Origin of the sequence: Streptomyces shaanxiensis (genome assembly GCF_039537145.1) — a bacterium.
Taxonomy (GTDB): domain Bacteria; phylum Actinomycetota; class Actinomycetes; order Streptomycetales; family Streptomycetaceae; genus Streptomyces; species Streptomyces shaanxiensis.
In genome coordinates, this window is sequence record NZ_BAAAZY010000014.1 from 1 (window position 1) to 23,086 (window position 23,086).

Annotated in this window: 22 protein-coding genes and 1 pseudogene; 10 read left to right on the plus strand and 13 right to left on the minus strand. The window is 69.0% G+C overall.

The features are described 5' to 3' along the window. Positions 1-339: 339 nt before the first annotated feature. On the plus strand, positions 340-1,230 hold the full coding sequence (locus ABD932_RS28450) for a PfkB family carbohydrate kinase (RefSeq protein ID WP_345016737.1): 891 nt from the start codon (positions 340-342) through the stop codon (positions 1,228-1,230). 41 nt (positions 1,231-1,271) lie between these two features. Here ABD932_RS28450 and ABD932_RS28455 read toward each other — a convergent pair whose 3' ends face one another. Beyond that, positions 1,272-1,919, minus strand: coding sequence for a DUF3291 domain-containing protein (locus ABD932_RS28455; RefSeq protein ID WP_345016741.1), 648 nt, complete (start codon positions 1,917-1,919; stop codon positions 1,272-1,274). A 295-nt stretch (positions 1,920-2,214) separates the two neighbouring features. Between ABD932_RS28455 and ABD932_RS28460 the strand changes: the two are divergent. The 5 genes and pseudogenes from ABD932_RS28460 to ABD932_RS28480 all read left to right on the plus strand — a co-directional run. After that, positions 2,215-2,836 (plus strand): annotated as a pseudogene (locus ABD932_RS28460) (FAD-dependent monooxygenase); the annotation flags it as partial. Positions 2,837-2,870: 34 nt separating this feature from the next. Further along, complete coding sequence (locus tag ABD932_RS28465; RefSeq protein ID WP_345017099.1) at positions 2,871-3,203, plus strand: hypothetical protein; 333 nt, start codon at positions 2,871-2,873, stop codon at positions 3,201-3,203. Between the two features lie 301 nt (positions 3,204-3,504). Beyond that, positions 3,505-4,224, plus strand: coding sequence for a DinB family protein (locus ABD932_RS28470; protein WP_345016744.1), 720 nt, complete (start codon positions 3,505-3,507; stop codon positions 4,222-4,224). An 83-nt stretch (positions 4,225-4,307) separates the two neighbouring features. After that, entirely contained in the window at positions 4,308-4,925 is a 618-nt protein-coding gene (locus ABD932_RS28475; protein ID WP_345016746.1) for a TOPRIM nucleotidyl transferase/hydrolase domain-containing protein, read from the plus strand. A 142-nt stretch (positions 4,926-5,067) separates the two neighbouring features. After that, a complete protein-coding gene (locus ABD932_RS28480) occupies positions 5,068-6,048 on the plus strand; it encodes a threonine ammonia-lyase (RefSeq protein ID WP_345016748.1) in 981 nt (326 codons plus the stop codon). Between the two features lie 109 nt (positions 6,049-6,157). Here the strand turns inward: ABD932_RS28480 and ABD932_RS28485 are convergent, their stop codons facing one another. Further along, positions 6,158-6,553, minus strand: coding sequence for a GNAT family N-acetyltransferase (locus tag ABD932_RS28485; RefSeq protein ID WP_345016750.1), 396 nt, complete (start codon positions 6,551-6,553; stop codon positions 6,158-6,160). 231 nt (positions 6,554-6,784) lie between these two features. Here ABD932_RS28485 and ABD932_RS28490 point away from each other — a divergent pair, with 231 nt between their 5' ends. Then, positions 6,785-7,516: a dienelactone hydrolase family protein gene (locus ABD932_RS28490; RefSeq protein ID WP_345016752.1), complete on the plus strand. Its 732-nt coding sequence runs from the start codon at positions 6,785-6,787 to the stop codon at positions 7,514-7,516. Positions 7,517-7,760: 244 nt separating this feature from the next. Next, positions 7,761-8,093 carry a putative quinol monooxygenase gene (locus ABD932_RS28495; protein ID WP_345016754.1) on the plus strand — a complete coding sequence of 111 codons (333 nt, stop codon included), beginning with the start codon at positions 7,761-7,763 and terminating at the stop codon, positions 8,091-8,093. 266 nt (positions 8,094-8,359) lie between these two features. On the opposite strand, the gene ABD932_RS28500 is transcribed toward ABD932_RS28495, so the two are convergent. Further along, on the minus strand, positions 8,360-9,412 hold the full coding sequence (locus ABD932_RS28500) for a catalase family protein (protein WP_345016756.1): 1,053 nt from the start codon (positions 9,410-9,412) through the stop codon (positions 8,360-8,362). Positions 9,413-9,851: 439 nt separating this feature from the next. Between ABD932_RS28500 and ABD932_RS28505 the strand changes: the two genes are divergently transcribed. Together ABD932_RS28505 and ABD932_RS28510 are read left to right on the plus strand one after the other, a co-directional pair. After that, on the plus strand, positions 9,852-10,283 hold the full coding sequence (locus tag ABD932_RS28505) for a DUF485 domain-containing protein (RefSeq protein WP_345016758.1): 432 nt from the start codon (positions 9,852-9,854) through the stop codon (positions 10,281-10,283). Continuing rightward, positions 10,280-11,896, plus strand: coding sequence for a sodium/solute symporter (locus ABD932_RS28510; RefSeq protein ID WP_345016760.1), 1,617 nt, complete (start codon positions 10,280-10,282; stop codon positions 11,894-11,896). The genes ABD932_RS28505 and ABD932_RS28510 overlap by 4 nt, the downstream gene beginning before the upstream one ends. Positions 11,897-11,967: 71 nt before the next feature. Here the strand turns inward: ABD932_RS28510 and ABD932_RS28515 are convergent, their stop codons facing one another. The 10 genes from ABD932_RS28515 to ABD932_RS28560 form a co-directional block, all read right to left on the minus strand. Beyond that, the gene (locus ABD932_RS28515) at positions 11,968-14,388 is read right to left on the minus strand and encodes a SpoIIE family protein phosphatase (protein WP_345016762.1); all 2,421 of its coding nucleotides are present in this window, start codon (positions 14,386-14,388) and stop codon (positions 11,968-11,970) included. Positions 14,389-15,100: 712 nt separating this feature from the next. Further along, a complete protein-coding gene (locus ABD932_RS28520; protein ID WP_345016765.1) occupies positions 15,101-16,135 on the minus strand; it encodes a phosphotransferase family protein in 1,035 nt (344 codons plus the stop codon). Then, a complete protein-coding gene (locus ABD932_RS28525) occupies positions 16,128-16,910 on the minus strand; it encodes an SDR family oxidoreductase (RefSeq protein WP_345016767.1) in 783 nt (260 codons plus the stop codon). Before ABD932_RS28525 ends, ABD932_RS28520 begins: the two co-directional genes overlap by 8 nt. Position 16,911: 1 nt before the next feature. Further along, a complete protein-coding gene (locus tag ABD932_RS28530; protein ID WP_345016769.1) occupies positions 16,912-18,141 on the minus strand; it encodes an acyl-CoA dehydrogenase family protein in 1,230 nt (409 codons plus the stop codon). Further along, positions 18,128-18,940: an enoyl-CoA hydratase-related protein gene (locus ABD932_RS28535; protein ID WP_345016771.1), complete on the minus strand. Its 813-nt coding sequence runs from the start codon at positions 18,938-18,940 to the stop codon at positions 18,128-18,130. Before ABD932_RS28535 ends, ABD932_RS28530 begins: the two co-directional genes overlap by 14 nt. Next, positions 18,937-19,755, minus strand: a complete 819-nt coding sequence (locus ABD932_RS28540; protein ID WP_345016773.1) for an SDR family oxidoreductase — start codon at positions 19,753-19,755, stop codon at positions 18,937-18,939. The genes ABD932_RS28535 and ABD932_RS28540 overlap by 4 nt, the downstream gene beginning before the upstream one ends. A 224-nt stretch (positions 19,756-19,979) precedes the next feature. Beyond that, complete coding sequence (locus ABD932_RS28545; RefSeq protein WP_345016775.1) at positions 19,980-20,672, minus strand: TetR/AcrR family transcriptional regulator; 693 nt, start codon at positions 20,670-20,672, stop codon at positions 19,980-19,982. Positions 20,673-20,729: 57 nt separating this feature from the next. Continuing rightward, positions 20,730-22,253 carry a class I adenylate-forming enzyme family protein gene (locus ABD932_RS28550; protein ID WP_345016777.1) on the minus strand — a complete coding sequence of 508 codons (1,524 nt, stop codon included), beginning with the start codon at positions 22,251-22,253 and terminating at the stop codon, positions 20,730-20,732. Between the two features lie 139 nt (positions 22,254-22,392). After that, positions 22,393-23,022 (minus strand): HAD family hydrolase, encoded by a 630-nt coding sequence (locus ABD932_RS28555; RefSeq protein WP_345016780.1) that lies wholly within the window; start codon positions 23,020-23,022, stop codon positions 22,393-22,395. 10 nt (positions 23,023-23,032) lie between these two features. Further along, positions 23,033-23,086: hypothetical protein (locus tag ABD932_RS28560; RefSeq protein ID WP_345017072.1), on the minus strand; the 54-nt coding region annotated here is incomplete at its 5' end.

The following is a 23,086-nucleotide window of genomic DNA, read 5'->3' on the forward strand; positions in this document are numbered from 1 at the left end:
TCGCCGCTGCCCTGTGCTGCTACAAGCGCCTCGTCCGCCTCACCACATAGGACACGGTCTAAGGAGGACCGGCGCGAAATCCTGGACGCAATGCCCTCCCTGGTCCGCACTCGGATCGCCCGGCGGGCAGCAGGCCCTGACCCGCTACACCCTCCTGCTCCGATGGACCCGCGCGCGGGCAAAAAGGGTGGACCACGGCAGCACGGGGCAGGGTTGCAGGAACCGGCCGCGGTGATCTCTGGTCAGCGGATCCGCGCCGCCGCCCCGGGCGGGGTCGAGCGCGGGGAGACCAGGGTGCCGGGCGCGTGCCGGCGCCGGGCCGACGGGAGGTGCACCTGAATGGAGACACGAACGACCAGACGACCTGAAGGGCTGTTCGTCGGCCTGTGCACGCTGGATGTCATCCAGCTCGTCGATCACGTCCCGGCTCCCGACGAAAAACTCACAGCCCGCGAGCAGACCGTGGCCGCAGGCGGCCCGGCGGCGAACGCGGCCGTGACCTTCGCCCACCTGGGCGGCGCGGCCAGACTGCTCACGGCCATCGGCTCCCACCCGCTGACACTCGCGGTCACGGCCGACCTGGACCGGGCTGGCGTGACCGTGTCGGACCTGGCGCCCCACTCGGCCGACCCGCCCGCTGTCTCCTCCATCATGGTCACCGCCTCCAGCGGACAACGCGCCGTCGCCTCGACCAACGCCACCGGACACCGGCTCGCCCCTCCCGACGATCTCGGCGCGCTGGTGGCAGCCTGCGACATCGTCCAGCTCGACGGCCACCACATGGAACTGGCCACGGCCACCGCCCTCGCCGCACGTGCCGTCGGCCGCCTCACCGTCCTCGACGCCGGCAGCTGGAAGCCGGGCACACAGAACCTGCTGCCGGATATCGACGTCGCGGTCTGCTCCGCCGACTTCCACCCGCCCGACACCCGGACCCCCTCCGACACCCTGCGCTTTCTCCAACAGCACGGGGTGACCTGGACGGCCATCACCCGAGGAGAACAGCCCATCGTCTGGGCAGGCCCCGGCGGCAGCGGGACAGTCGAGGTGCCCGCCGTGGCGGTGGCGGACACACTCGGCGCCGGAGACATCCTGCATGGAGCCCTCACCTATCACCTCGCCGCCCAGCGGCAGCTGACCGCACAGGGCTTCGTCCAAGCGCTGCACGCCGCCGCCCTCGTGGCCTCACGGGCGTGCGCCTCGTTCGGCACCCGAACCTGGATGCGCTGACGGCCAACTCGGTTGCGGTGGGGCGCCGTTACTGCGGGAAGCTAAGTGGTCGGCTCCGTAAATCCTTCGGGGGCTGACTGTGGAGCCTGTGTTGTGTGTGGTGCGGGGTCAGACGCTGGGGTCGGTGAGGTAGAGGCCGCATGCGCAGTCGAGGGCGTCTTCGGGGGTGCCGGCGAAGCCTTTCCGTCCGGGGCGAACGAGTGGTGGAAGGTGAAGGCGTGCGGCGCGGAGCCGTGGTCGTGGAGGTGTTCCAGCCTGGAAACCCCGTCCTGCCAGGTGGGTATCACGCCGTCGGAGACCCACCAGCACACGTAATTCGGGTGTCCTGTCCTCTCGAACCAGTCGTAACGCCTGTTGAGCGCCTCACGGTGCAGACCGGTGTAGACGGCGTCGACGGCGGGGCGCAGGTCGGTCCAGAGTGAGAGGGTCGCGGCCAGGGCGGTGGTTTCCACAGTACGGCCCTTGCCGTACCAGGTCGGTACGGCGAACTCTCCCCATGCACCCCAGTCCGCCTCGAAGAGCATGCCCCGGTCACCGTCTGCCGCTTCAGCACGCGCGAGGTATCCGGGGTGCTGGCCGATCTTCCGGTAGACGGCCTCACCCCTGTCGTAGAACTCGCGCATGAGAGGTGCGGGATCGGCGAGAGGTGACTTCAGGACGCCGAATGTGTACAGCGCAAGATGGGGCATGCGTATCTCCCTTGTTGGGGGTGCCTGGTGTGGACCTGGTTCGGTGGCTTGGACATGGGGGGCGAGGATTCGTGGGGCGTGACCAACTCATCCCGTCGCGGGTGGCTCAGCCTGAAGGAACTCCTGTGCGACCGTGGGCAATCGCCGAAGACCAGGTGAAGGTAGCTGCCTCTGCGGGCCATGTCGAAGTTGCGTTTTCCCTGTCCAAGTGGCCTCTTGCACCGGTCATTGCGGGGGCCGGGGCGGTGTCGGGCTGGGCAGGCTGCGGGGTACCAGTGATCCGCTTCGGCCGATCGGTTCGCCCGCCATGCACCACCACCGGGACGGCCGCGTCGACGATCTCCTGGTCTGTATCCCGCTGCCCGAAGATCGCCGGTATCGCATGTCGATGCTGGTGCCCCCTGAGCTCTCGGCCAATGGCGAGGGGGCCTCGCGGGACTCGGTGGCCCACGGGCTGGAGGGTGGGCGCGCGCCGGATCGGGCACATCCAGGCGGTCCTCGACCGGATCTCCCCGCAGCCCACCACCGCGTCCGCCATGCGCTGGTCGTCGGTCTTCCGTCCCAGCCATCGCCTTGTCGACCGGTACTCCGTCGGCCGGATCTTCGTCGCCGGGGACGCCGCCCACGTCCACCCGCCGACCGGGGCCCAGGGCATGAACACCGGCATCCAGGACGCCTAACAACCTCGCCTGGAAGCCGGCGATCGCGCTGGAGGGCTGCGCCCATCCGCGGCTGCTCGACAGCTATGACGCCGAGCGTCGTCCCGACGGCGAGGAGGTGGTGGGACGCACGGTCAGGCATGCCACCGAGGGCGTCCGGGCCGCTCCGGACGATATGACGACGCGATGCTGCGCGAGGCCCAGTTGCTCGTCGCCTACCGGAGCAGTGCCCAGGTGGCAGACGAGAGTGCGGTGCCCGGCAACGGCGACACGGGATCATCCGGCTGTCCTGGTGCTCTACGCCGACTCGACCGAGGCACTCGCCGGGTGCCGCGAGGCCGCCGCAACCTTCCACCGGCTGGCACGCGACAACGTGACCGCGTACGTCGTCACCCGGACCCAGGCCACGGCCCAAGCCGGCGGGGGACAGACCGACGCCGATGGCCGGCACCTGCCCGTCTTCCAAGACGGTGCGGCGCAGTTCGAGCGGCTCTACGGCGTCGAGGGGCCGACGGCCCTTCTCATCCCCCCGGACGGCTATCTGAGCGCCCGGCTGTCACCGCTGACCACTGAGGGGACGGTGTCCGCGCTGTCCGACGCGCTCGGACGCCTCTTCCGCCTGTAGGTCCGGCCTGGGCCACTCGGCGAGACCAGCTCTCTCCGTCGGCGTGCCAGGCTCAACGCCGCGCGCGAGCAGCTCGGCTTTCACCCCGGCCCGCAGCCGGTGCAGGATCCCGTCGCCCTGGCGTGGATCCGCCGACGGCCACAACGCCCGTTACTGGCCGGCGGGAACGAGCGGACAAGCCCTGGCGCAGGTGATGCTGTGTGCGGACCGCACCCCCTCCAAAATCTGTGGTACCGGGGGGAGTTGGCCGCTAGCCTCCGGCTCAGCAGACCAAGGTGGGTGACCGCGAGGGGAGCCGGGCATGGAGACTGAGCGGGTGCGGGCCGACCGTCTGAGTTTGCTGCTCGAGCAGTTCGACTGCGCAAGGGAGAGGGCGCAGGTGCGACTGACAGGGCTCAGCGACGAGGAGTATCTGTGGGAGCCGGTACCCGATTGCTGGTCGATCCGGCGCCGGGGCGAGGCAGTGACGCCCAGGGCGTTCGGCCCGGGCGACTGGGTGCTCGACCAAGGCGCCCCCTACATCCCGGCGGGCGAGTACGCCGAGGTAGCCCGGCAGGCAGCCGGCGGCATGTCGGTTGCCAAGATCGCCGACGACTGGAGTGTGAGCGTCGAGCAGGTCGAGGAAATCCTCAACCACACCGGCCCGCCGGAGCCCGAAGTGACCCCGGTGACGACGATCGCTTGGCGGCTGGGACACCTGCACTACGGCTTCGCGGGCGAATGGGAGTGGACCTTCGGTGAACGGCGGCACGAGCCGAAACTGCTGGTCGACTTCACCCCCAGCGCCACCTTGGCACTCGAGCGGTTCTGGGCACTGATCGACCGCTGGCGCGACAGTGTCGGCACCGTGACCGACGCACAACTCGACACCGTCGGCTTCTCCCAGTACCCGTACGGCTCCAACCCCGACGAGTCGTACCTCGATGTGCTGTGGGGCGCCAACCTCGAATTCATCCACCACACGGCCGAGATCGCCCTCCTGCGCGACCTGTGGCAAGCCCGGTTCAGCGCGCGCGGGTAGAGCGGGCAGGCCGGGGCGGGAAGACGGATTCCGCGGAGGAAATTCCCTGGCGTCGGGATCGGGAACGGGCGGAGACTCGTCTCATGGTTGACATGGGGGCGTTCCGGGAGGCGGTCACCGCGTGGGCGGCCGGCGGCCCCGACGACCGCGCACGCGAACTGGCCACGCGGCTGCCCGTGCGGGCGGCCGTCCTGCTCGAAGGGCCGAGCGACGTGGCGGCAGTCAACGCGCTGGCCGAGCGACGCGGCCGGGACCTTGAGGCGGAGGGAATCTGCGTCCTGACCATGGGGGGCGCTATGAACGTCGGGCGCTACGCCCGTCTCCTCGGTCCACCCGGCCTGGGCCTGCGCCTCACGGGGCTCTGCGACGAAAGAGAACGGCGCTACTACACCCGTGCCTTGGAGCAGGCCGGTGCCACACAGCCGACGTTCTTCGTCTGCGCGGCGGACCTGGAGGACGAACTCATCCGCGCCCTGGGCACGGGCCAGGTGGAGGACCTCGTGCGAGCGGAGGGCGACCTGCGCGCCCTGCGGACCTTCCGGTCCCAGCCCGCACAGCAAGGACGCACCGCACAGCAGCAGTTGCGACGCTTCCTCGGCACGAAGAAGGGGCGCAAGATCCACTACGGCCGCGTCCTCGTCGAGGCCCTCGACCCCGACCGCGTGCCCGCCCCGCTCGGTGGCCTGCTCGCCAGCCTCTGACAGCGGGCCGGCGCCCGCTTCGGGAACGGTCACCTCGTCGAACGTCTCGAGGAACCCCTCGCAGGGTGACACGCCTCAACCGGCCTGCAACTACCGACAGTTGCTCATATAGCCGACGCCGGTGGCGCTACGCTGCTGTGTCGTGCTGGAGACGCGTCTCGACACTGCTCGGATCCGGGCGGCTCGCCGGGTCATCGATCCGGTCTTTCTCGACACTCCGCTGTACCGCTGCGAGGCGCTGGAACCCGGCCTCGGGTGCACGGTGAGCATCAAGCTCGAAACGCCGAACCCGGTCCGCAGCTTCAAGGCCCGCGGCACCGAGGTAGTCGCGAGCCTGCTGGCCGACAGTGCCGAGCGAGCCGTGGTGTGCGCGAGCGCGGGCAACCTTGGCCAAGCCCTCGCGTGGTCCGGTCGCGGCCGGGGGCTGGACGTCACGGTCGTGGCATCCCGCTTCGCGACTCGGGCCAAGCTTGATCGCATCCGTGCATTGGACGCCGGGTTGGAGCTGGTGGACGGCGACCACGAGATGGCTCGCGAGCGGGCGGCGGCCATCGCACGGCACGACGGCATCCGACTGGTCGAAGACAGCCTGGACATCGAGACCTGCGAGGGCGCGGCGACCATCGGCTTGGAACTGGTGGACACCGTGCCGTCGTTCGACACCGTCCTGATTGCTCTCGGCGGCGGGGCGCTGGCCACCGGCGTGGGTCATGTCGTGAAGGCACTGGCACCCGCGGTCGAGGTGATCTGCGTCCAGCCGCTGGGCGCACCGGCGCTGACACTCTCGTTCCGCAGGCGGCGTGTCGTCACCACCGGCTCGACCAACACCATCGCCGACGGCGTCGCCGGGCGGCGTCCCATCCCGGCCGTCCTGAACGACCTCCTCCTGGTCGCTGACGACGCCGTCCTGGTCCAGGAGGCGTCGATCATCGCCGGCATGCGGATGCTCCTCGACCACGCCGGCCTCGTCGTCGAACCGTCGGCCGCGCTCGGCATCGCGGCAATCCTCGAGGACCGTGACCGCTTCGCCGGCCGACACGTCGTCACCATCTTGTGCGGCAGCAACGTCGACGTGGACGCCTACCACCGCTGGGTCGGCGCGGCTCCCATCCACAGGTCTTGACAATCGCTCCGGACAGCCCGGACTGTCGGCCGACGACGCCCGCAGTCACACACAACGACACCCGACCCCTGGCCGTTTGCGTCCCCGCCCAGGAGCTTGGCCCACGGTGTTACAGAGCAATCAGACCGGCTGTCGTTTCGCTGAAGCCACAGGCATCGAAATAGAACGGGCGCAGGTGCTTTTCGAAGTCGACGTGAAGCCATTCGCACTGCGCGGCACGCGCTTCATCGGCTGCCGTTGCGACAAGCGCTGCACCAACTCCCCTTCCCTGGCAATGCCGGGCGACCACCGTGTCCAGGACGAAAGCATGAACTCCCCCGTCCCAGACAACGTTGACGAAGCCGATCAGAGAGCCGTCTTCCCACGCGCAGACCCAGCCGAGGCTGTGGCGCTCGAGTCGTGCTCGCCAGTCAGTCCGCGCGACCAGGTGGCCGAAGCCGTCAGCGTGCAGCGCATTAAGGGCTGCATTGCCGAAGTCGCCCCGCCACTCGTACTTGATCGTCACTCCCCGATCGTAGTGTCCGTGCCAACTCCGGTGCGGATTACGGCGCAAGGAGACTGCCGAGGGCTTCGACGACCGGACACAGCCGAAGTCCCTCGTGATACCTTCAGTGCCGCTGTGCGCCGCTGCGAACTGAGGAGGTGAGACCGATCAACGCTATGACACGTCGGGCCTCCCTCCCCCGCATGGCCTAGGGAGTGCCCGCAGACGGCATCCCGAAAGGCCTGAAACGCTATGCGCTTCACCTCTGAGACGTCCTCCGACGGCGTTTGCGAACAGCTCTTTTTCCTCAATGAGATTCCCGGCGTGCTGTGGACTCCGGAAGGTGCTGCCGGTACTCGTCCCCTCATCGTGATGGGACACGGCGGCGGTCAGCACAAGAAGGCCCCCGACATCCTGGACCTTGCACGCCGTTTCGTGACCGAGTCCGCTTTCGCCGTGGTAGCGGTTGACGTGCCTGGTCATGGCGATCGGCCGCTGGACGAGGAATACCACCGCATCGCGACCGAGAACCAAGCACGCGTGGAGGCCGGGGCAGAACCGGCGCCACTGATCGCCGAATTCCACGCACTCGTAGCCCGCCAGACCGTCCCGGAATGGCAGGGCGTACTGGACGCGGTCCAGAAGCTCGATCACGTCGGCGCCGGCCCCGTGGGCTACTGGGGAGTATCACTGGGCTGCGGACTCGGCGTTCCGTTCGTTGCCGCCGAACCCCGGGTCCGCGCCGCAGTGTTGGGCCTTGGCGGGGCCGCGGCCTCGGCCGACGACGCCGCGCGCATCACCGTCCCCATCGAACTCCTGGTGCAGTGGGACGACGAGCGCGTGCCGCGTGACCAGAGCCTGGCTCTGTTCGACGCCTTGGCCTCGGCCGAGAAAACACTGCACGCCAACCCCGGCAAGCACGCGGACGTCCCGGTATTCGAGCTGGACAGCACGCTCAGGTTCTTCTCACGGCACCTCACCTGACAGCCGCCACCCGCGGCCACCCGACGCGCCGACCGCCACCTGGCGCGGGTGAACTGCCCCTGCGCGATTGACGCCGTACGATCTTCTCACCACGGATCCGTCCGGTAGGCCCGGCAGTGCGGTTCGAGCGGGGCGGCAATGGAGTACCAGCGACGCCGGTCCGCCGAGCGAGCAGTTGTCGACTCATTCCCAGCGAACAGGACCGCAACCGAGACGACGTACGTCCAAGGAGACAGGAAGGCCGATGATCTTCATCACCGCGAAGTTCCGAGTCCGTCCGGAGCATGCCGACCGGTGGCCGGACATCACCGCCGACTTCACCGAAGCCACGCGCCGGGAGCCCGGCTGCCTCTGGTTCGACTGGTCGAGAAGCGTGACGGACCCTACGGAGTACGTCCTGGTCGAGGCCTTCCGCGATGACGAGGCAGGCGCTGCTCACGTCCAGTCGGCGCACTTCAGGGCCGCGCAGCAGACGTTGCCGCCCCATCTGACCGAGACACCCCGCATCGTGAATGCGAACGTTGCGCAGGACGACTGGTCGCTGCTGGGCGAGATGGCCGTCCCCGAACAGGGCTAGGGCGAGCTCTGAGGGTGCGTGGGCAGCGCAGTTGGTGCCGACTGGATCCCGCTGACCACCGGGAGCACACCTCGGCACCAACCAGATTGTTCGGTGCTGGAAGCCCTGCTTCCTCTCGCCCTTTGGTTGACCGATGTCGATGGGCGCCTGGTCCAATGGTCGCTCACCGCGGAGGCCCGCTCGGCTACTGCTACGACTGATCCTCGACGGCCACCTCATCAGCGAGGCCTCCACCACCAGCAGCGCCTCTCCCCCCGTTGGCCGGCTCAGCCGAGCAGTTGCGCGCTGCTGACCGGCTCGCGCCGCTGTTGTCCGTTGATGCGGTGCCGCTCGATGGACGAGCGTCGGTACACCTCCTGCCGCACCCGCTGGATCTCGCCGATGGGCCGGTGCTCCTCTCGGGAGCGCCACGGTGTGATGGACGTGGTGTCGGCGGCCGCCACGTTGTCCTCATCGCCGATGTCCTGACGCGGGAGGTCCACACGGGCGACGGTCACCCAGGGGGACAACTCTTCGGGCCACTTCACGGAGGTGTTGTCCACCGGCATACGAGCCAGATCGGTGTTGAGCTGCACCTGGAGCTCGAAGGAATGGTCACGCTCCGCGGCCTCCGCAACCAGCGTGCGGCGGAACGCCTCGTTGTCCGCGCGCACGTCCACGATCTGGTGGGTGAGGGCGGCCAGGGACTCGGCCGTGGGCACGGTGCGGATCTTGGCGATGTGGTCGCCGTACCGGAAGGCGCCCATGCTGTTGTAGGTGTACGACAGCAGGTTCCTGCGCGGGACGGTGGTGAACGAGAGCATGGCGAACAGTTCGTCCCACAGCCAGCCGTCGGGATCGGTGAGGGTGCCCCGGCGGGTCAGGAACTCCGCCATCCAGGTCTTGCGGCGGGCGGGGTTCGCCAGGCCTTCGGGCAGCTCCGCGAACAACTCCTCGATGACCATGTAGTCGTAGGCGGTGTTCGCGAAGAAGACCTCGTTGTTGATCAGGTTGAGGTCGAAGGTACCGGTGTCCGGTTCGTCGGCCAGCAGTGAGGGGCCGGGGACCCCGAACAGCTTGATGCCCATCCCGCAGGCCGCGCCCAGCTGGTGGTCGGGGCGCTGGTGGCCCAGCCCGTTGGAGTAGCGGACGACGGCGTCGTACACGGTGGGCCGGGCGAAGATGCCCTGCCCGTGGAAGCCCGGGTTGTCACCGACCGTGACGGTGGCCTTGAGGAGGCCGTACGTCTTTCCGTGGGCGGTACGGACGGCGCGGCCGACGGACTCGCGCTCGACCGAGGCGCCGGTGCGCTGCGTCACCTGTGCGACAACTGCGTCCAACTCTGCTTGGTAGGAGGGACGTTCGGCGGGGCGGTAATCCTCATAGCGGACGGGATCCATGGTGCTGCCTCCCTGTGACAGTGCCGTTGATTCCCAAAATCTAGCCAGCAATTAAATTGTGCACAACATAACCTGCTGTGATGAATCACACGCCGATGAGCGCAACCGCGTCCGGGGTGCCGCACCGGAGACCTGATCCCCCTCACCCAGGCAGACCCGAGAAAGCCCGCCCTGCGACCACATCAACCCCTAAACGTGACCCACGGCAGACTTACCGGCATTCCAACCAGTCGGTATGGTGCGCCGCCTGAACCATTCTTCCCCGTTCACCCCACGGATCCGAGCCGTAGTGGAAGGCCAGGCGATGACATACGCCGACGAGAACCGGTACCCACCATCTGCACCTACGGGATGGCCGCCGCACCCCGAGCCCCATGGAATGCCCCCTCGACGCGAGACGTACGGGCAGAGCCCGTGGCCGGAGTCGTACGCACACGACGCCCCGCGATACGAGTCGTACGGGCGGCAAGCCCCTTGGGACGCGCCCGACGCGCAGGAGACTCATCGGCACGACACCGGCCTCGCCGCCCTCCGCTCGGCCTACCGCCTGCTCCGCCGGATCTCCACGCTCACCGCGCTCGGCTCTTTCGTGGTGTACGTCGTGCTGTCCTGCTACGCGCCCGGACTGATGGGATCCAGGATCAGCGGAGAGCTGAGTCTGGGCATGGCCGTGGGCGTCCTCCAACTCGTCGTCACCTTCGCGGCGGTCTTCTGGTACGGACGCAGCGCACAACGCTCGGTGGATCCGTTGGCCCGCGCCGTCAGAGAGCGGGCGGTCCCCGCCGGCCGGAACGCGGGGGCGGCGAGATGAACGACTTCAGCTCCGGGACGCAGGCCATCGTCCTGGTTCTGTTCACCACGCTGGTCACCGTCACGCTGATGATGTGCGTCATGGCGGGACCGGACCGCGACGACCTGACGAACTTCTACACCGGCTACCTGTCGCTCACCCCGCTCAAGAACGGCCTGGCGATCGCGGGCGACTACATCTCGGCGGCCACGGTGCTGAGCACCACCGGCATCATCGCGCTCGCCGGGTACGACGGCTATGTCCTCGCGGTCAGCACCGCCCTGTCCCTGGTGCTGCTGATGTTCCTGCTGGCCGAACCCCTGCGCAACGCCGGCAGGTTCACCATGGGCGACGTCCTGGCCCGCACCATGCCCGGCCGGGCCGTGCGTATCGCGGCCTGCGTGGTGACGCTTTCGGCGACCCTGCCCTTCCTGGTCGTCCAGCTCTCCGGAGCCGGGTCGCTGCTCACCTTCATCCTGGACATCCCGCATGCGGCGGGAGCCAGGACGGCGTGCATCGTCATCGTCGGCACTCTGATGATCATCTATGCGGCGATCGGCGGGATGAGGGGCACAGCGCTCATTCAGATGATCAAGATCGTGATCCTGCTCGGCACCAGCGGCGTCCTCGCCGCTCTCGTACTCAGCCGCTTCGACTGGAACCCCGGCGACATCCTCCGGGCCGCCCAGCACGGCAGCGGCGCGGGTCCCGCCTTCCTCCAGCAGGGCCTTCAGTTGGGCACCTCGACCGTTGGCCTGCTGGACTTCGTCAGTCTCCAGATCACCGTGGTCCTCGGTGTGGCCTGCCTGCCCCACATCACGATGCGTCTGTACTCCGCGCAGGACGTGCCTGCTGTGCGTCGCTCCATGTCGTGGGCGGTCGGCACGGTCACCACGTTCTGCCTGCTCGTGATCATCATGGGTACGGGAGCGGCGGCCCTGGTGGGATCGCGGTACATCACCGCGGCCGACCCGCATGGCAGAACGTCGGTGCTCATGCTGTCGCAGGTGCTCGGCGGGACCCCCGACTCCGCGGGCGCGACGATCCTCTACTCGGCCGTGGCGGGCATGGTGTTCATCACCCTGCTGTCGTCGGTCGCGGGGATGACCCTGGCCGCGGCCTCGTCACTCGCCCACGACCTGTTCGCCCATGCGGTGAAACGGGGACAGGCCGAGCCTCGTACCGAGATGACGGTGGCGGCGTGGACGAGCGTGGTCGTGGGAACCGTTGCCATCGTGCTCGCCACCATGGTGCAGAACTGGGACGTCGGCGTGTTGACCACGCTGGCCATCTGCATAGGAGCATCGGCGGTGGCACCCGCGCTCACCTACTCCCTGTTCTGGCGAGGGTTCACGCGCACCGGCCTGCTCGCCACCCTCTACGGCGGCGCGGCCTGCGCGTTGCTGCTCATGATCTTCTCCAAGGCCGTTTCGGGCACGCCGTCCGCCGTCTTCCCGGACGCCGACTTCGACCTCTTCCCCATGCAGTCCACCGGACTGGTCTCCATCCCGTTCGGCTACCTGGCGGGCTGGCTGGGCAGCCGTCTGGACCACCGGCGCCGTGCCGCCGACAGCCGCGAGCACCGGCGCCTGTACGAGGAGAGCGAGGCACGGCTGCTCGCCGCGGCCGAATGACCACGGCGGCGTGGGCGGGCCGCCTCCAGGCGGCCTCCCGCGCCGGCCGCGCCGGCCGCGCCCTGAGACGGTCAGACGGGTGTGCCGGTCAGCGGTTGTTCGGTCCACACGGTCTTGCCCTCGCGGGTGTAGCGGGTACCCCAGCGTTCGGTCATCTGGGCCACCAGGAACAGGCCGCGCCCGCCCTCGTCGGTCGTACGGGCGCGGCGCAGGTGGGGTGAGGTGTGGCTGGTGTCGCTGACCTCGCACACCAGACACCGTTCACGGATCAGCCTCAGGGTCGCAGGACCGCCGGCGTAGCGGTAGACGTTGGTGACCAGTTCGCTGGCGATCAACTCGGTGGTGAACGCCAGGTGCTCCAGACCCCATTCGGTGAGCTTGGCCGAGGTCAATGCCCTGGCTCGGGCGGCGCTGGCAGGCTCCGGCGGCAGCTGCCAGGAGGCGACATTGTCCGGTGGCAGCATGCGGGTGCGGGCGATCAGCAATACGACGTCGTCGCTGGGGCGTGAGGGCACGAGCGCGTCGACCACCGCTTGGCATGTCCGTTCCAGCGTGCCCGCAGGGCGGGTGAGCGCTGCACACAGCTTCGTCAGGCCGACATCGACATCGATGTGGCGTTCACCGATGATCCCGTTGGTGTACAGGCACAGCAGACTTCCCTCGGCCAGTTCGACGTCCCGGGTCTCGAAAGGCAGGCCGCCCAGGCCGAGCGGTGGGCCGGCGGGCACGTCGAGCAGAGCCACCTGTCCGTCCGGAGCGCTCACCACCGGCGGCGGATGACCGGCGCGGGCCACGGAGCAGCGTCCGGTGACCGGGTCGTACACGGCGTACAGGCACGTGGCGCCGACGACCTGCTCGCCCACCGGCCGTTCGCCGACTGCTTCCTGTTCGGCCGCCAGCAGGTTGACCAGGTCGTCAAGGCGGGAGAGGACTTCGTCCGGTTCCAGGTCGAGGCTGGCGAGCGTATGGACGGCGGTGCGCATCCGGCCCATGGTGGCGGCGGCATGGATGCCGCGTCCCACCACGTCGCCGACGACGAGGGCAACCCGGGCGCCGGACAGGGGAATGACGTCGAACCAGTCGCCGCCCAGGCCTGGGGCCGCGCTGGCCGGCAGGTACCGCAGGGCCACCTCGACAGCCGATTGGTCCGGAACCGCTCGGGGCAGAAGGCTGCTCTGCAAGGTGAACGCCGTCTGCTGCTGCTGGGTGAAGCGCCGGGCGTTGTCGATGGCTACGGCGGCACGCGAGGCGAGTTCCTGAGCGAGGGTGAGATCGTCCGCCTCGAAGGCATCGGGGCGGCGCGAACGCCACAAGGTCATGACGCCGAGCACCATGCCACGCGCGGCAAGGGGCACCACGATCAGGGAGTGGGCGCCCATGTCCGGAGGGTGGGCTCCCTGACGGCCTTCCGCGGAGAACCAGTCGGGCGGGAGAACCGGCTCCAGGACGGGTCGTCCCTCGGCCAGGCATGCTGCCTGCGGTGTGTCGGCCCCGAACTCCACGGGCTCGCCATGGGGGTGGGGCGGGCCGGGTTGCTGGGCACCGACGCTGCAGGTCCCCAGCCGGACCATGGGCCCTGCCAAGGCGCGAGTCGGTTCCTCACCGCGCGTCACCGGCTGAAGCAGGTCCACCGACGCGTGGTCGGCGAGGTGGGGCACCATCACCTCGGCGAGTTCCCGGGCGGTCTCGGCCACGTCGAGGGTGGTTCCGATGCGGCTGCCGACCTGGTCGAGGAGCGCAAGCCGATGCTGGGCGCGATGGCGTTCGGTGATGTCCTCGATCATCTCGGCCACACCCAGGACGCGGCCGGAGGGGTCCTCCATCCGGAAGGACGACACCAGCACGACCCGCTCGCGTGCCGGATCCCGCTCCAGGCGAGCGTACTGCTCGGAGTACACCAGGGGTCTTCCGGTCTCCATCACCTGGCGCACACGGTCCACGGCCTTGCGCGCGTCGTCGGGGAGGAGCATCCGGCCGGTGGGCAGCCCCTGGAAGTCTGCTGCCGGGACGCCGCTGAACCGTTCGATGGCCCGGTTCACCCGGAGAATCCTCAGGTCGAGGCCGTGGACGACCAAGCCGATCGGGCACTGGCGGTACAGCCCGTCGAGAACAGCGCGGTCTCTTTGCCATTCCAGGACGTCCACCGCGGGTGCCCCCGCGATGACCCACTCGCGGACCCGGCCGTCGCGTGACACCTCATGGGCCCTGAGCCCCAGCTCCACGAGCCGCTCGTCGCGGTGCCGCAAGGTGAGCACGCCGAACCACCCGCCGGCTCTCCTGCAGTTCGCCGCGGCCTCGGTGACAGCCGGCAGATCACGAGGATCGACCAGGACCTCGAACGCCGTACGACCGATCACGGCTGTGTCCGGATGGCCGAGCAGTTCCTGAGCCCGCCGGTTCCATCCGACGACGACTCCCCGGTCGTCGAGCACCGCCAAGGCGGCGAGGTGCAAGGCGAACGGATCGTCGTGGCCTTCGCTGAGCTCCGTCATCCGCTTCTCCACCGCTGGACATGACCGTGTACTCGGTCACCGATGGTCTGCCACGGGTCCTGACCGCGGCCGGTGACCGGCATGACGGCGTCCGCGGCGGTGGCTTGGCGTTCCCGAATGCACGTTGACCTGCTGACCATGTAAGCCTATTGAATCCCGGCGGAGGACGCGGCCTTGTCCGCCGCGTGGCGCGGCGTGGCGAGCGTGCGGGATTACGGCAGGCACGGTGGCCGCTCAGGACGAGCCGCTATGGGAATGTGCCGTGCGCAGCCCTGCCGGACCCAATGGAGGATTCCCCAGCCCGCGTGGCGCCCGGGTCCAGCTGAGCACCCCGAGGTGTTCCGTGCGTCGAGGCTGGTGCCGGTCAGCTCCTCGAAATGGCGCAGCCGGTAGCGGACGACGCGGACGCGCGCGCTGCGGGCGGCTTGGCGGATGCCCGTCCGCTCTGCAGGTATCCCCGGACTTCGTGGCGGGGCTGTACACGCCCATGCCTGATCGACACCCCGCTGGGCCGCGAGGCCTCGGCCCGGCAGGGGGCGCCTTCCACTCGCTCGCCCGCACACCACTCGGACGACAGGGCGGGGCGGAGGCCGCCCCCAAGGATCGGGGCATCGACCGGGACCGCCCCCGCCGCCTCACTTCGCCAGCGAGCCGAACTCCTTACGCTGTGCACTCGGCGTGAGTGCCGAAGTCCAGTGGGCAGGTGATCGGTTCACATACCTGCCGTGTCCGCGACTTCGTGGGCCTTCGCCACCAGTGCGTCGATCCGATCTGCGGTCGGGGTCCCGGACGCGGCCTTGTTCCGCGGTTCGTCCGTCGCGCGGCGCATGACGCCCTCCGCGATGATCGCGACCTTCCACAGTCCCATCGCGTGCCAGTAGCCCAGCGCCGTCAGGTCGCGTCCCGACGCCGCCGAGTAGGCCGCCACGAGTTCCTCGCGGGGCGGGAAGCCGTCGAGAGCGGTCGCGACGAACTCGCCCGAGGTGTTCTCACTCTTGGCCGGCCAGTAGGCCAGCAGGGTGCCCATGTCCGCCAACGGGTCCCCCAGTGTCGACAGCTCCCAGTCGAGCACGCCGGTCACCTCCCCGCTGCCGTAGGAGGTGATGACGTTGCGCAGATGGAAGTCGCCGTGCACGAGCGTCAGTTCGCGCTGCTCCGGCACGGCCGCGACGAGGCGCCGCGTGAGGTCCTCCAGAGCGGGCAGCTCGCGGGTCCTGGACCTCTCCCACTGGACCGACCACCGCTTGAGCTGACGGTGCGCGTACGGCTTGTGGCTGGCCAGACCGGTCAGCCCGGTCGCCTCCAGATCGACCGCGTGGATCTTCGCCAGTGTCCGCGGCAACGACATCCCGATCGCCCGGCGACGCTCGGGCGTCAACGACCGCGCGATCGACATCGTGTCGACGACCTCGCCGTCCACGAACTCCATGAGCAGCAGCGGGACATCGGTCACGGCGGGATCATCGGTCAGCCCGAGCACCCGCGGGGTCGGGACGGCGGTGCTCTCCAGGGCCCCCAGAATCCGCGCCTCGCGGGCCACGTCGTGCGCCGACGCCAGCAGGCGACCGAGCGGTGGGCGGCGCAGCACCCATCTGCGGCCGTCCTGATCCTGTACGAGATACGTCAGATTCGACTGGCCCAGCCCGATCCGCTCGAAGGCCAAGGGCCCGGCGAAGTCGACGCCGAGGGCTGCGAACCAGCGGCCCACCGCCCCGGCGTCGATTCCGACGATGTCCGCGCTAGACACCGATGCCGGCTCCTTGCCTGAACGGGAGCGCGTCACCGAGCAGTTGCCCCCCGTCGATCACCATGGTCTCGCCGGTGATCCAACTCGCGGCGTCCGAGACGAGGAAGGCGACCGCGGAGGCGATGTCGGCAGGCTCCCCTATGCGGCCAAGCGCCACCGAGGCGGACACCGCCTGCTCGTGCTCCTTCCACAGAGCCTCGGCCAGTTTCGTGCGCACCACACCCGGTGCCACCGCGTTGACGCGGACCCTCGGCGAGAGCTCCAGGGCCAGTTGCCTGGTGAGATGGATCAGTGCGGCCTTCGAGGCGTTGTACAACCCGATGTTCGCCTCGGAGGCCATGCCGCCCACCGACGCGGTGTTGACGACCGCCCCACCGTGCTCCCCCATCCAGGCCCGCGTGGCCAGACCCGTCCACAGGACGGGCGCCCACAGGTTCACGTCGAAGGTCTTCGCGAACCTTCCGTGGTCCTGGTCGATGACCGGCCCGAAGGCCGGGTTGGTCCCCGCGTTGTTGACGAGGATGTCCAGGCTGCCGAAGCGCTCGAGCGTCAGATCCACACAGCGCCGGGCCGCCTCTTCGTCGACCGCATGCGCACCGACGCCGACCGCTGTGCCCTTGACCTGGGCAGCGGCGGCGTCCGCCGCCTCCTGGGACCGGGAGGTGAGGACGACGTTTGCGCCGGCCGCGGCGATGGCCTGGGCGATCGCCAGCCCGATGCCGCGCGAGGCCCCGGTGACGACAGCGGTGCGGCCCGTGAGATCGAGTCCTGCCATCTCAGTTCACCGCCGCCGTCGCCGCGTCGCGGTACTGCCGCAGTTCCTGCTTGGCGATGGCCCGCTTGTGAACCTCGTCGGGACCGTCCGCCAGCCGCAACGTCCGCAGACCCGCGTACATCATCGCCAAGGGGAAGTCGTCGGTCACTCCCGCTCCCCCGTGCACCTGGATCGCGCGGTCGACGATCTTCAACGCGATGTTGGGGGCGGCGACCTTGATGGCCGCGATCTCGGTGCGCGCTTCCTTGTTCCCGACCGTGTCCATCAGATACGCGGCCTTGAGCGTGAGCAGGCGGATCATCTCGATGTCGATACGCGCTTCCGCGATCCAGTCCTGGATGTTGGACCGTTCGGCAACCGGACTGCCGAAGGTCACCCGTGACTGTGCGCGCCGGCACATCAGTTCCAGCGCCCGCTCGGCCGCGCCGATGGCGCGCATGCAGTGGTGGATACGACCGGGCCCGAGCCGGGCCTGGCTGATCGCGAAACCCTCACCCTCGCCCTTGAGCACGTCCTTGGCCGGCACCCGGACATCCTCGAAGATGATCTCCGCATGGCCCTCGCGATCCGCGTACCCGAACACCGGGAGGTTCCGGACCACAGTGACCCCGGGGGCATCGATCGGGACGACCATCATCGACTGCTGGCGATGTGGGGCCGCCGTGGGGTCGGTCTTGCCCATCACGATGAGCACCTTGCAGTTCTTGTGCATCGCGTTCGAGGCGAACCACTTGCGGCCGTTGAGCACGTACTCGTCGCCGTCGCGCTCCATCCGCAGCTCGATGTTGGTGGCGTCGGAGCTGGCGACACGCGGCTCGGTCATCGCGAAGGCCGAGGCCATCGTTCCGTCGAGCAGGGGCTTGAGGTACTTCTCCTTGTGCTCGTCGCTGCCGAACAGCGTGAGCACCTCCATGTTGCCGGTGTCGGGCGCGTTGCAGTTGCACGCCTCGGAGGCGATGTGGCTGCGGCCCATGATCTCCGCCAGCGGCGCGTACTCGAGGTTCGTCAGACCGGGGCCCCACTCCGGGTGCGGGTGGAACAGGTTCCACAGTCCGCGCCCGCGCGCCTCCGCCTTGAGTTCCTCGAGGATCGGCGGGTGGAAGTGCGGGTCACCCGACGCGCGCATCTGCTCGTGGTACACCGCCTCGGCGGGGTAGATGCGTGCATCCATGAACTCGAGCAGATCCGCCCGGTACTTCTTGGCGCGGTCCGACATCTCAAACAGGGACATCCGAACTCCTGACGGGTAGGGAGGGAAATTTGGGCGGGCGCTTGTCCAGGTGACTGGCGACGCCTTCGACGACGTCGGACCCGCGGAAGGCCTGGAGCATGAGGCCCTCCGCCCGGGTCACGGAATCGGCGTAGGTGCCGTCCGCGTCGTTGCTCAGTTGGCTCTTGATGGTGGCCATGGATGCCGGGGAGCAGCGCCTCGCCAGATCGGCGGCGTACGCGACAGCGGCATCCACCACGCTGCCGGTGGGGACCAGGTGGTCGAGGAGTCCGACACGGAAGGCCTCTTCGGCATCCACCATGCGACTCGACAGCAACAGGTCGGCTGCCCGGCTGTGCCCCACCAGCCGGGGCAACAGCCAGGAGATCCCGTACTCGGCGATCAGCCCGCGTTGGGCGAATGCCGTGGTGAACCGGGCCGAGGGCGAGCCGAAGCGAACGTCGCAGTAGAGCGCCTCCACCATGCCGAGGCCTGCGGCCACCCCGTTGATCGCTCCTATCAGCGGTTTGCGCAGGGTCCGCGGAACGTCCCGCGGACGGCGCCGTGCCCGGTCCGCCTCGGAGATCTCGCCGACCGCCTGCAGCCGTTGCAGGTCGGCTCCGGCGCAGAATCCGCGTCCCGCACCGGTGACCACGACGGCCCGTACGTCCGGGTCGTCCTCGGCGGCGTCGAGCAGCGCGAAATAGCGGTCCTCAAGCTCGTCGGTCCAGGCGTTCAGCTTGGCGGGCCGGTTGAACGTGAGAACCAGCACCGGCCCTCGGTGGTCGGCGAGGACGAGCTCGCCCGGCGCGCCGGTCATGCCTGCGCCAGCAGGGAGCTCTGGTACCGGCGCATTCCGCGCAGCCACCGGTCGTAGTCCGCGCCCTTGTGCCGGTACATCTCCAGTACCTCTTCGTGCGGCAGGACGAGGAAGCGCTCGTCCTCGAGGGCGGCCAGGACGGCGTCGGCGACTTCGGCCGGCTCCAGGACGTCACCGGCGGAGGTGACGGCCCGCGTCGCGGCTCTTCCCAGCGCGTCCCCGGAGTCCTCCCCGGAGGACAGCAGCTTGGTGTTCACCCCCATCGGGCACAGACAGCTGACACGGACCCCGCGATCGCCGTAGGTGACACTCAGCCATTCGGCGAAGGCGACGGCCGCGTGCTTGGTGACGGCGTACGTGGCGGAGCCGATCTGGGTGAGCAGTCCGGCCGCCGAGGCGGTGCTGACGAAGTAGCCCTCACCGCGCTCGAGCCACCGCGGTACCAGCAGCCTTGCCGCACGGATGTGGGCTCGTAGGTTCACGTCGATCGAGTGGTCCCAGTCCTGCTCGCTCGCGTCGAGGCCGAGCGCCCCGGCGATGCCCGCGTTCGCGAAGTAGAGGTCGACCGGACCGAAGGCGCTCTCCGCCAGGTCGACCAACTGCTGGATCTGCTCGGTGTCCGACACGTCCGCACCGGCGCTGACAGTGCTTCCCGGATGGTCGGCGTTGACCGCCTCCGACACCGCCCGCGCGCCGTCCGCGTCGAGGTCCGCGACGACGACCCGGGCGCCCGCGCGAGCGAGCCGTGCGACCAGCGCACTGCCGATGCCTGCGCCACCACCGGTGACGACGGCGACTCTTTGTGCAACGTTCACAGCGAACCCTCTCGGTGGCGGGGCGTGCGAGGCCGGGGCATGCCCGAAAGATCGTGGGGCCGTGCTCTGCTGAACTGTATAGTTGAATCCGACGTCAAGTTCAATAGTGGGACGCGGGGCGCCGCGCGCAGAAGAACCATGTGAACGGCCCCGCTAAGGAGGCGAGAAAAAGAGAAGCACCCGGCGGTGCCGGGTGCTGTGAGGGAGGCGGTGCAGCCGCCGGATCAGCGGTGGTCGGGGAAGCGGAGGGCGTTCGCCCAGAGCCGGGTGACCGTGGACACGAGCTCCTCGAAGTCCGCCGGCGTCCCTTCTTCTTGCCGTTCGCCGAGCACGAAGGCGTTGTAGGCCATGACGCTGACCATGCCCGACAGCGCACGGGAGGCCATCATCGGATCGACCTCACGGTCTGCGACACCCCGCGCCTGCAGGTCGGCGATGCCACGGGCATTGCGGCGGATGAACGCGTCGGCGCGCCGGCTTCTGAACTCACGGAATTCCGGCTCCACTTGGGCGACCTGCTCCAGCAGGCCCATCAGCTTCGCGTTCCGCTTGTACGCCTCGAGGTACGCGCGATTGCTCGCCTCGAGTACCGCATAGGGATCGTCGCTGCCCTGCACCCGGCGCATGCCGGGGTGCATCATGTCCTCCTGCGCCTCCAGGAGGACGGCGGCGAGCACCTCTTCCTTGTTGGCGAAGTAGGTGTAGAAGGATCCCGCCGCGCATTGGGCTTCTTTGGTGATGTCGGTCAGGCGGGTGTCGAGGTAGCCGTCCCGTTCGAACACCTTCCGTGCGGCTTTCACCAATGCGGCCCGCGTCCGAGCTCCGCGCTTCGTCGTAGGCGGCTCGCGAAGGTGCGAGAGGGGCGCCATGGGTGGCGCTTCGTCGCCGTCGATCTCCTCGGGAGCAGTGGTGTCCATCCCGGAAACTGTACTTGAATCCGACACCATGCTCACAATCCGTAAAGGTGGGGACGCTCAGTGGCGGCCGGCGGCAACGTCGGCGGTCGGCGTGTCACGGGCCAGAGCGGTACGGTCGATGGACCGCTTGAGAATCTTCCCGGTCGGGCCCTTGGGCAGCGCGTCGACGAACCGGACGATACGCGGGATCTTGTAGGCGGACAGCCGCTCTCGTGCCCAGGTCGACACCTCGGCGGCACCGAGCTCGCAGCCGGGCCGGGCCGCGATGAGCGCGGCGACCTCCTCGCCGTAGTGCTCGTCAGGAACGCCGATCACGGCTGCCTCGACGATGTCCGGATGCTCGTAGAGAACCTCCTCGACCTCGCCGGGGTAGACGTTGTAACCGCCGCGGATGATCAGGTCCTTGAGACGGTCGACGATGCGCAGGTCCCCGTCCGTGTCGGTTTCACCGAGGTCGCCGGTCCGCAACCAGCCGTCGGACGAGAGGGCCGCGGTGGTGTCCGCGGGGCGGTTCCAGTAACCGCGCATCACCGTGGGTCCCTTGATGTGCACCTCGCCGATGCCGCCCGGCAGGCACTCGTTGCCGTCGTCGTCACGCACCTGAACCTGCATCCGCGGCACTGCCCTGCCGGTGTAGCCCGTCTTGCCGCCGCGGTCGAGGTCGTTGAAGGTGCCGAACGCGGTGGTCTCGGTGAGCCCATACCCTTCGAGGATCGTGCAGCCGAAGCGGGCTTCGAAGGCCCGGGCGATCTCGCCGGGAAGTGACGCGCCGCCGGAGACGGCGACGCGGAGCCCGGCGAAGTCCGCCGGGTTCGCGTCACCCGCCGCGTGCAGCAGCGCGTTCCACATGGTCGGCACGCCGGCCATGATGGTGAGCCGGTCGCGGCGCAGCATGTCCAGCATCGACGCCGGGTCGAATCGGGCCAGCAACGACATGGAGCCGCCCACGGTCAAGGTCGCCATCATGACCGATGCCTGGCCGAACACGTGGAACAGCGGGAGTCCGGTGCCGGTACGGTCGGCGCTCGAGGCACGGCTGCACTCGGCGCCGATCTCCCCGGCGGACAGCAGGTTCCCGACGGTGAGTTGGGCCCCCTTCGGCCGCCCGGTGGTTCCCGAGGTGTACAGGATGGCCGCGGTGTCGTCGCGGTCCCGGTCGACCACGTCGCCAGGGGCAGCGGTGACCGACACGCCCGGGGGCAGCGTCCAAGAGGGCACCGAGAGCGCCGCGGCCGCTTCCGCGACAGCGGGGCCGAGGGAGTGCCATGCGATCGCCAATGAGCATCCGGCGTCGCCGAGAACGTACTCGACCTCAGCCCGGGTGGACATCGTGTTGACCGGCACCACGACACAGCCCGCGGCCTGGATCCCGAGGTAGGCCACCACGAACTCGGGCACCGACGGCGCCGCGAGCAGCACCCGGTCCCCCGGGGACAGGCCTGCGGCGACCAGGCTGCCCGCGTACCGCATGCTCGCGTCACGCAGCTGAAGGTAGGTCCACTGATCCGTGGCGCCGCGCAGTGCGATGTTGTCGGGAGTGGCGGCCGCGTGACGGCACACAGGATCGAAGACGCTGGTCATGGGCGAGCCTTCCGGGATGTGAGGAGGTGTTGGTGCGGGTCGCGCCCTCTGCGATGGGTTGACTCGGTCCGGCTTCGGCATCAAGTCCTCGGGCGGTGTGGCCGGATGACCGACCTCACTGCGCCCGGTCGGTGGATCGTCAGGTGGTGATCCCGAAGCGTTCGGCGAGTTGGCGGCGGGTGTCGGCGGCGCTGGTGTGCAGTACGCCCCCGATTCCGATCCGTGCCGCTCCGTCGAGGTTCTGCTGCAGATCGTCGATCATGACCGCCTTCTCGGGGTCGACGCCGAGGCGTTCACATGCGATCGCGTAGATCCGCCGGGAGGGCTTGCGGATCCCGACCTCGGCGGAGATGACGACCACATCGGCAACTGCGGCGAGGTCGACGCCGTCGTAGGTTCCGGTACCAAAGGAATTGGACACGAGCGCGACGGGACGGCCGGCGGCTCGGAGATCACCGAGCAGCGCGAGCATGTCCTGGTCGATCGACATTGCCGCCTGCATACGAGCCGTGAGTCCCTCGGCCACCACGTCGGCGCCGTGCGCACGGAGCCGTTCGGCGAATCCGCGCTCGAAGGCTTCGGCATCGATACGGCCGCACTCGTGGTCGGTCAGGAGAGTGCGTGATGCCTCGTCCCGGCCGAGGAGGTCCAGCGGCAGGCGCGGGTCGCCGCCGAGCGAGGCGCCGAAGTCGGTGAAAGCCCGCAACACGCTGGAGGTGATGACCCCGCCGAAGTCCACGAGGACGGCGGTTCGCGCCTTGTCCGTCACGCTCGACACCTCAGGCAACCTCGAACAGTCCGGCCGCGCCCATTCCGCCGCCGATGCACATCGA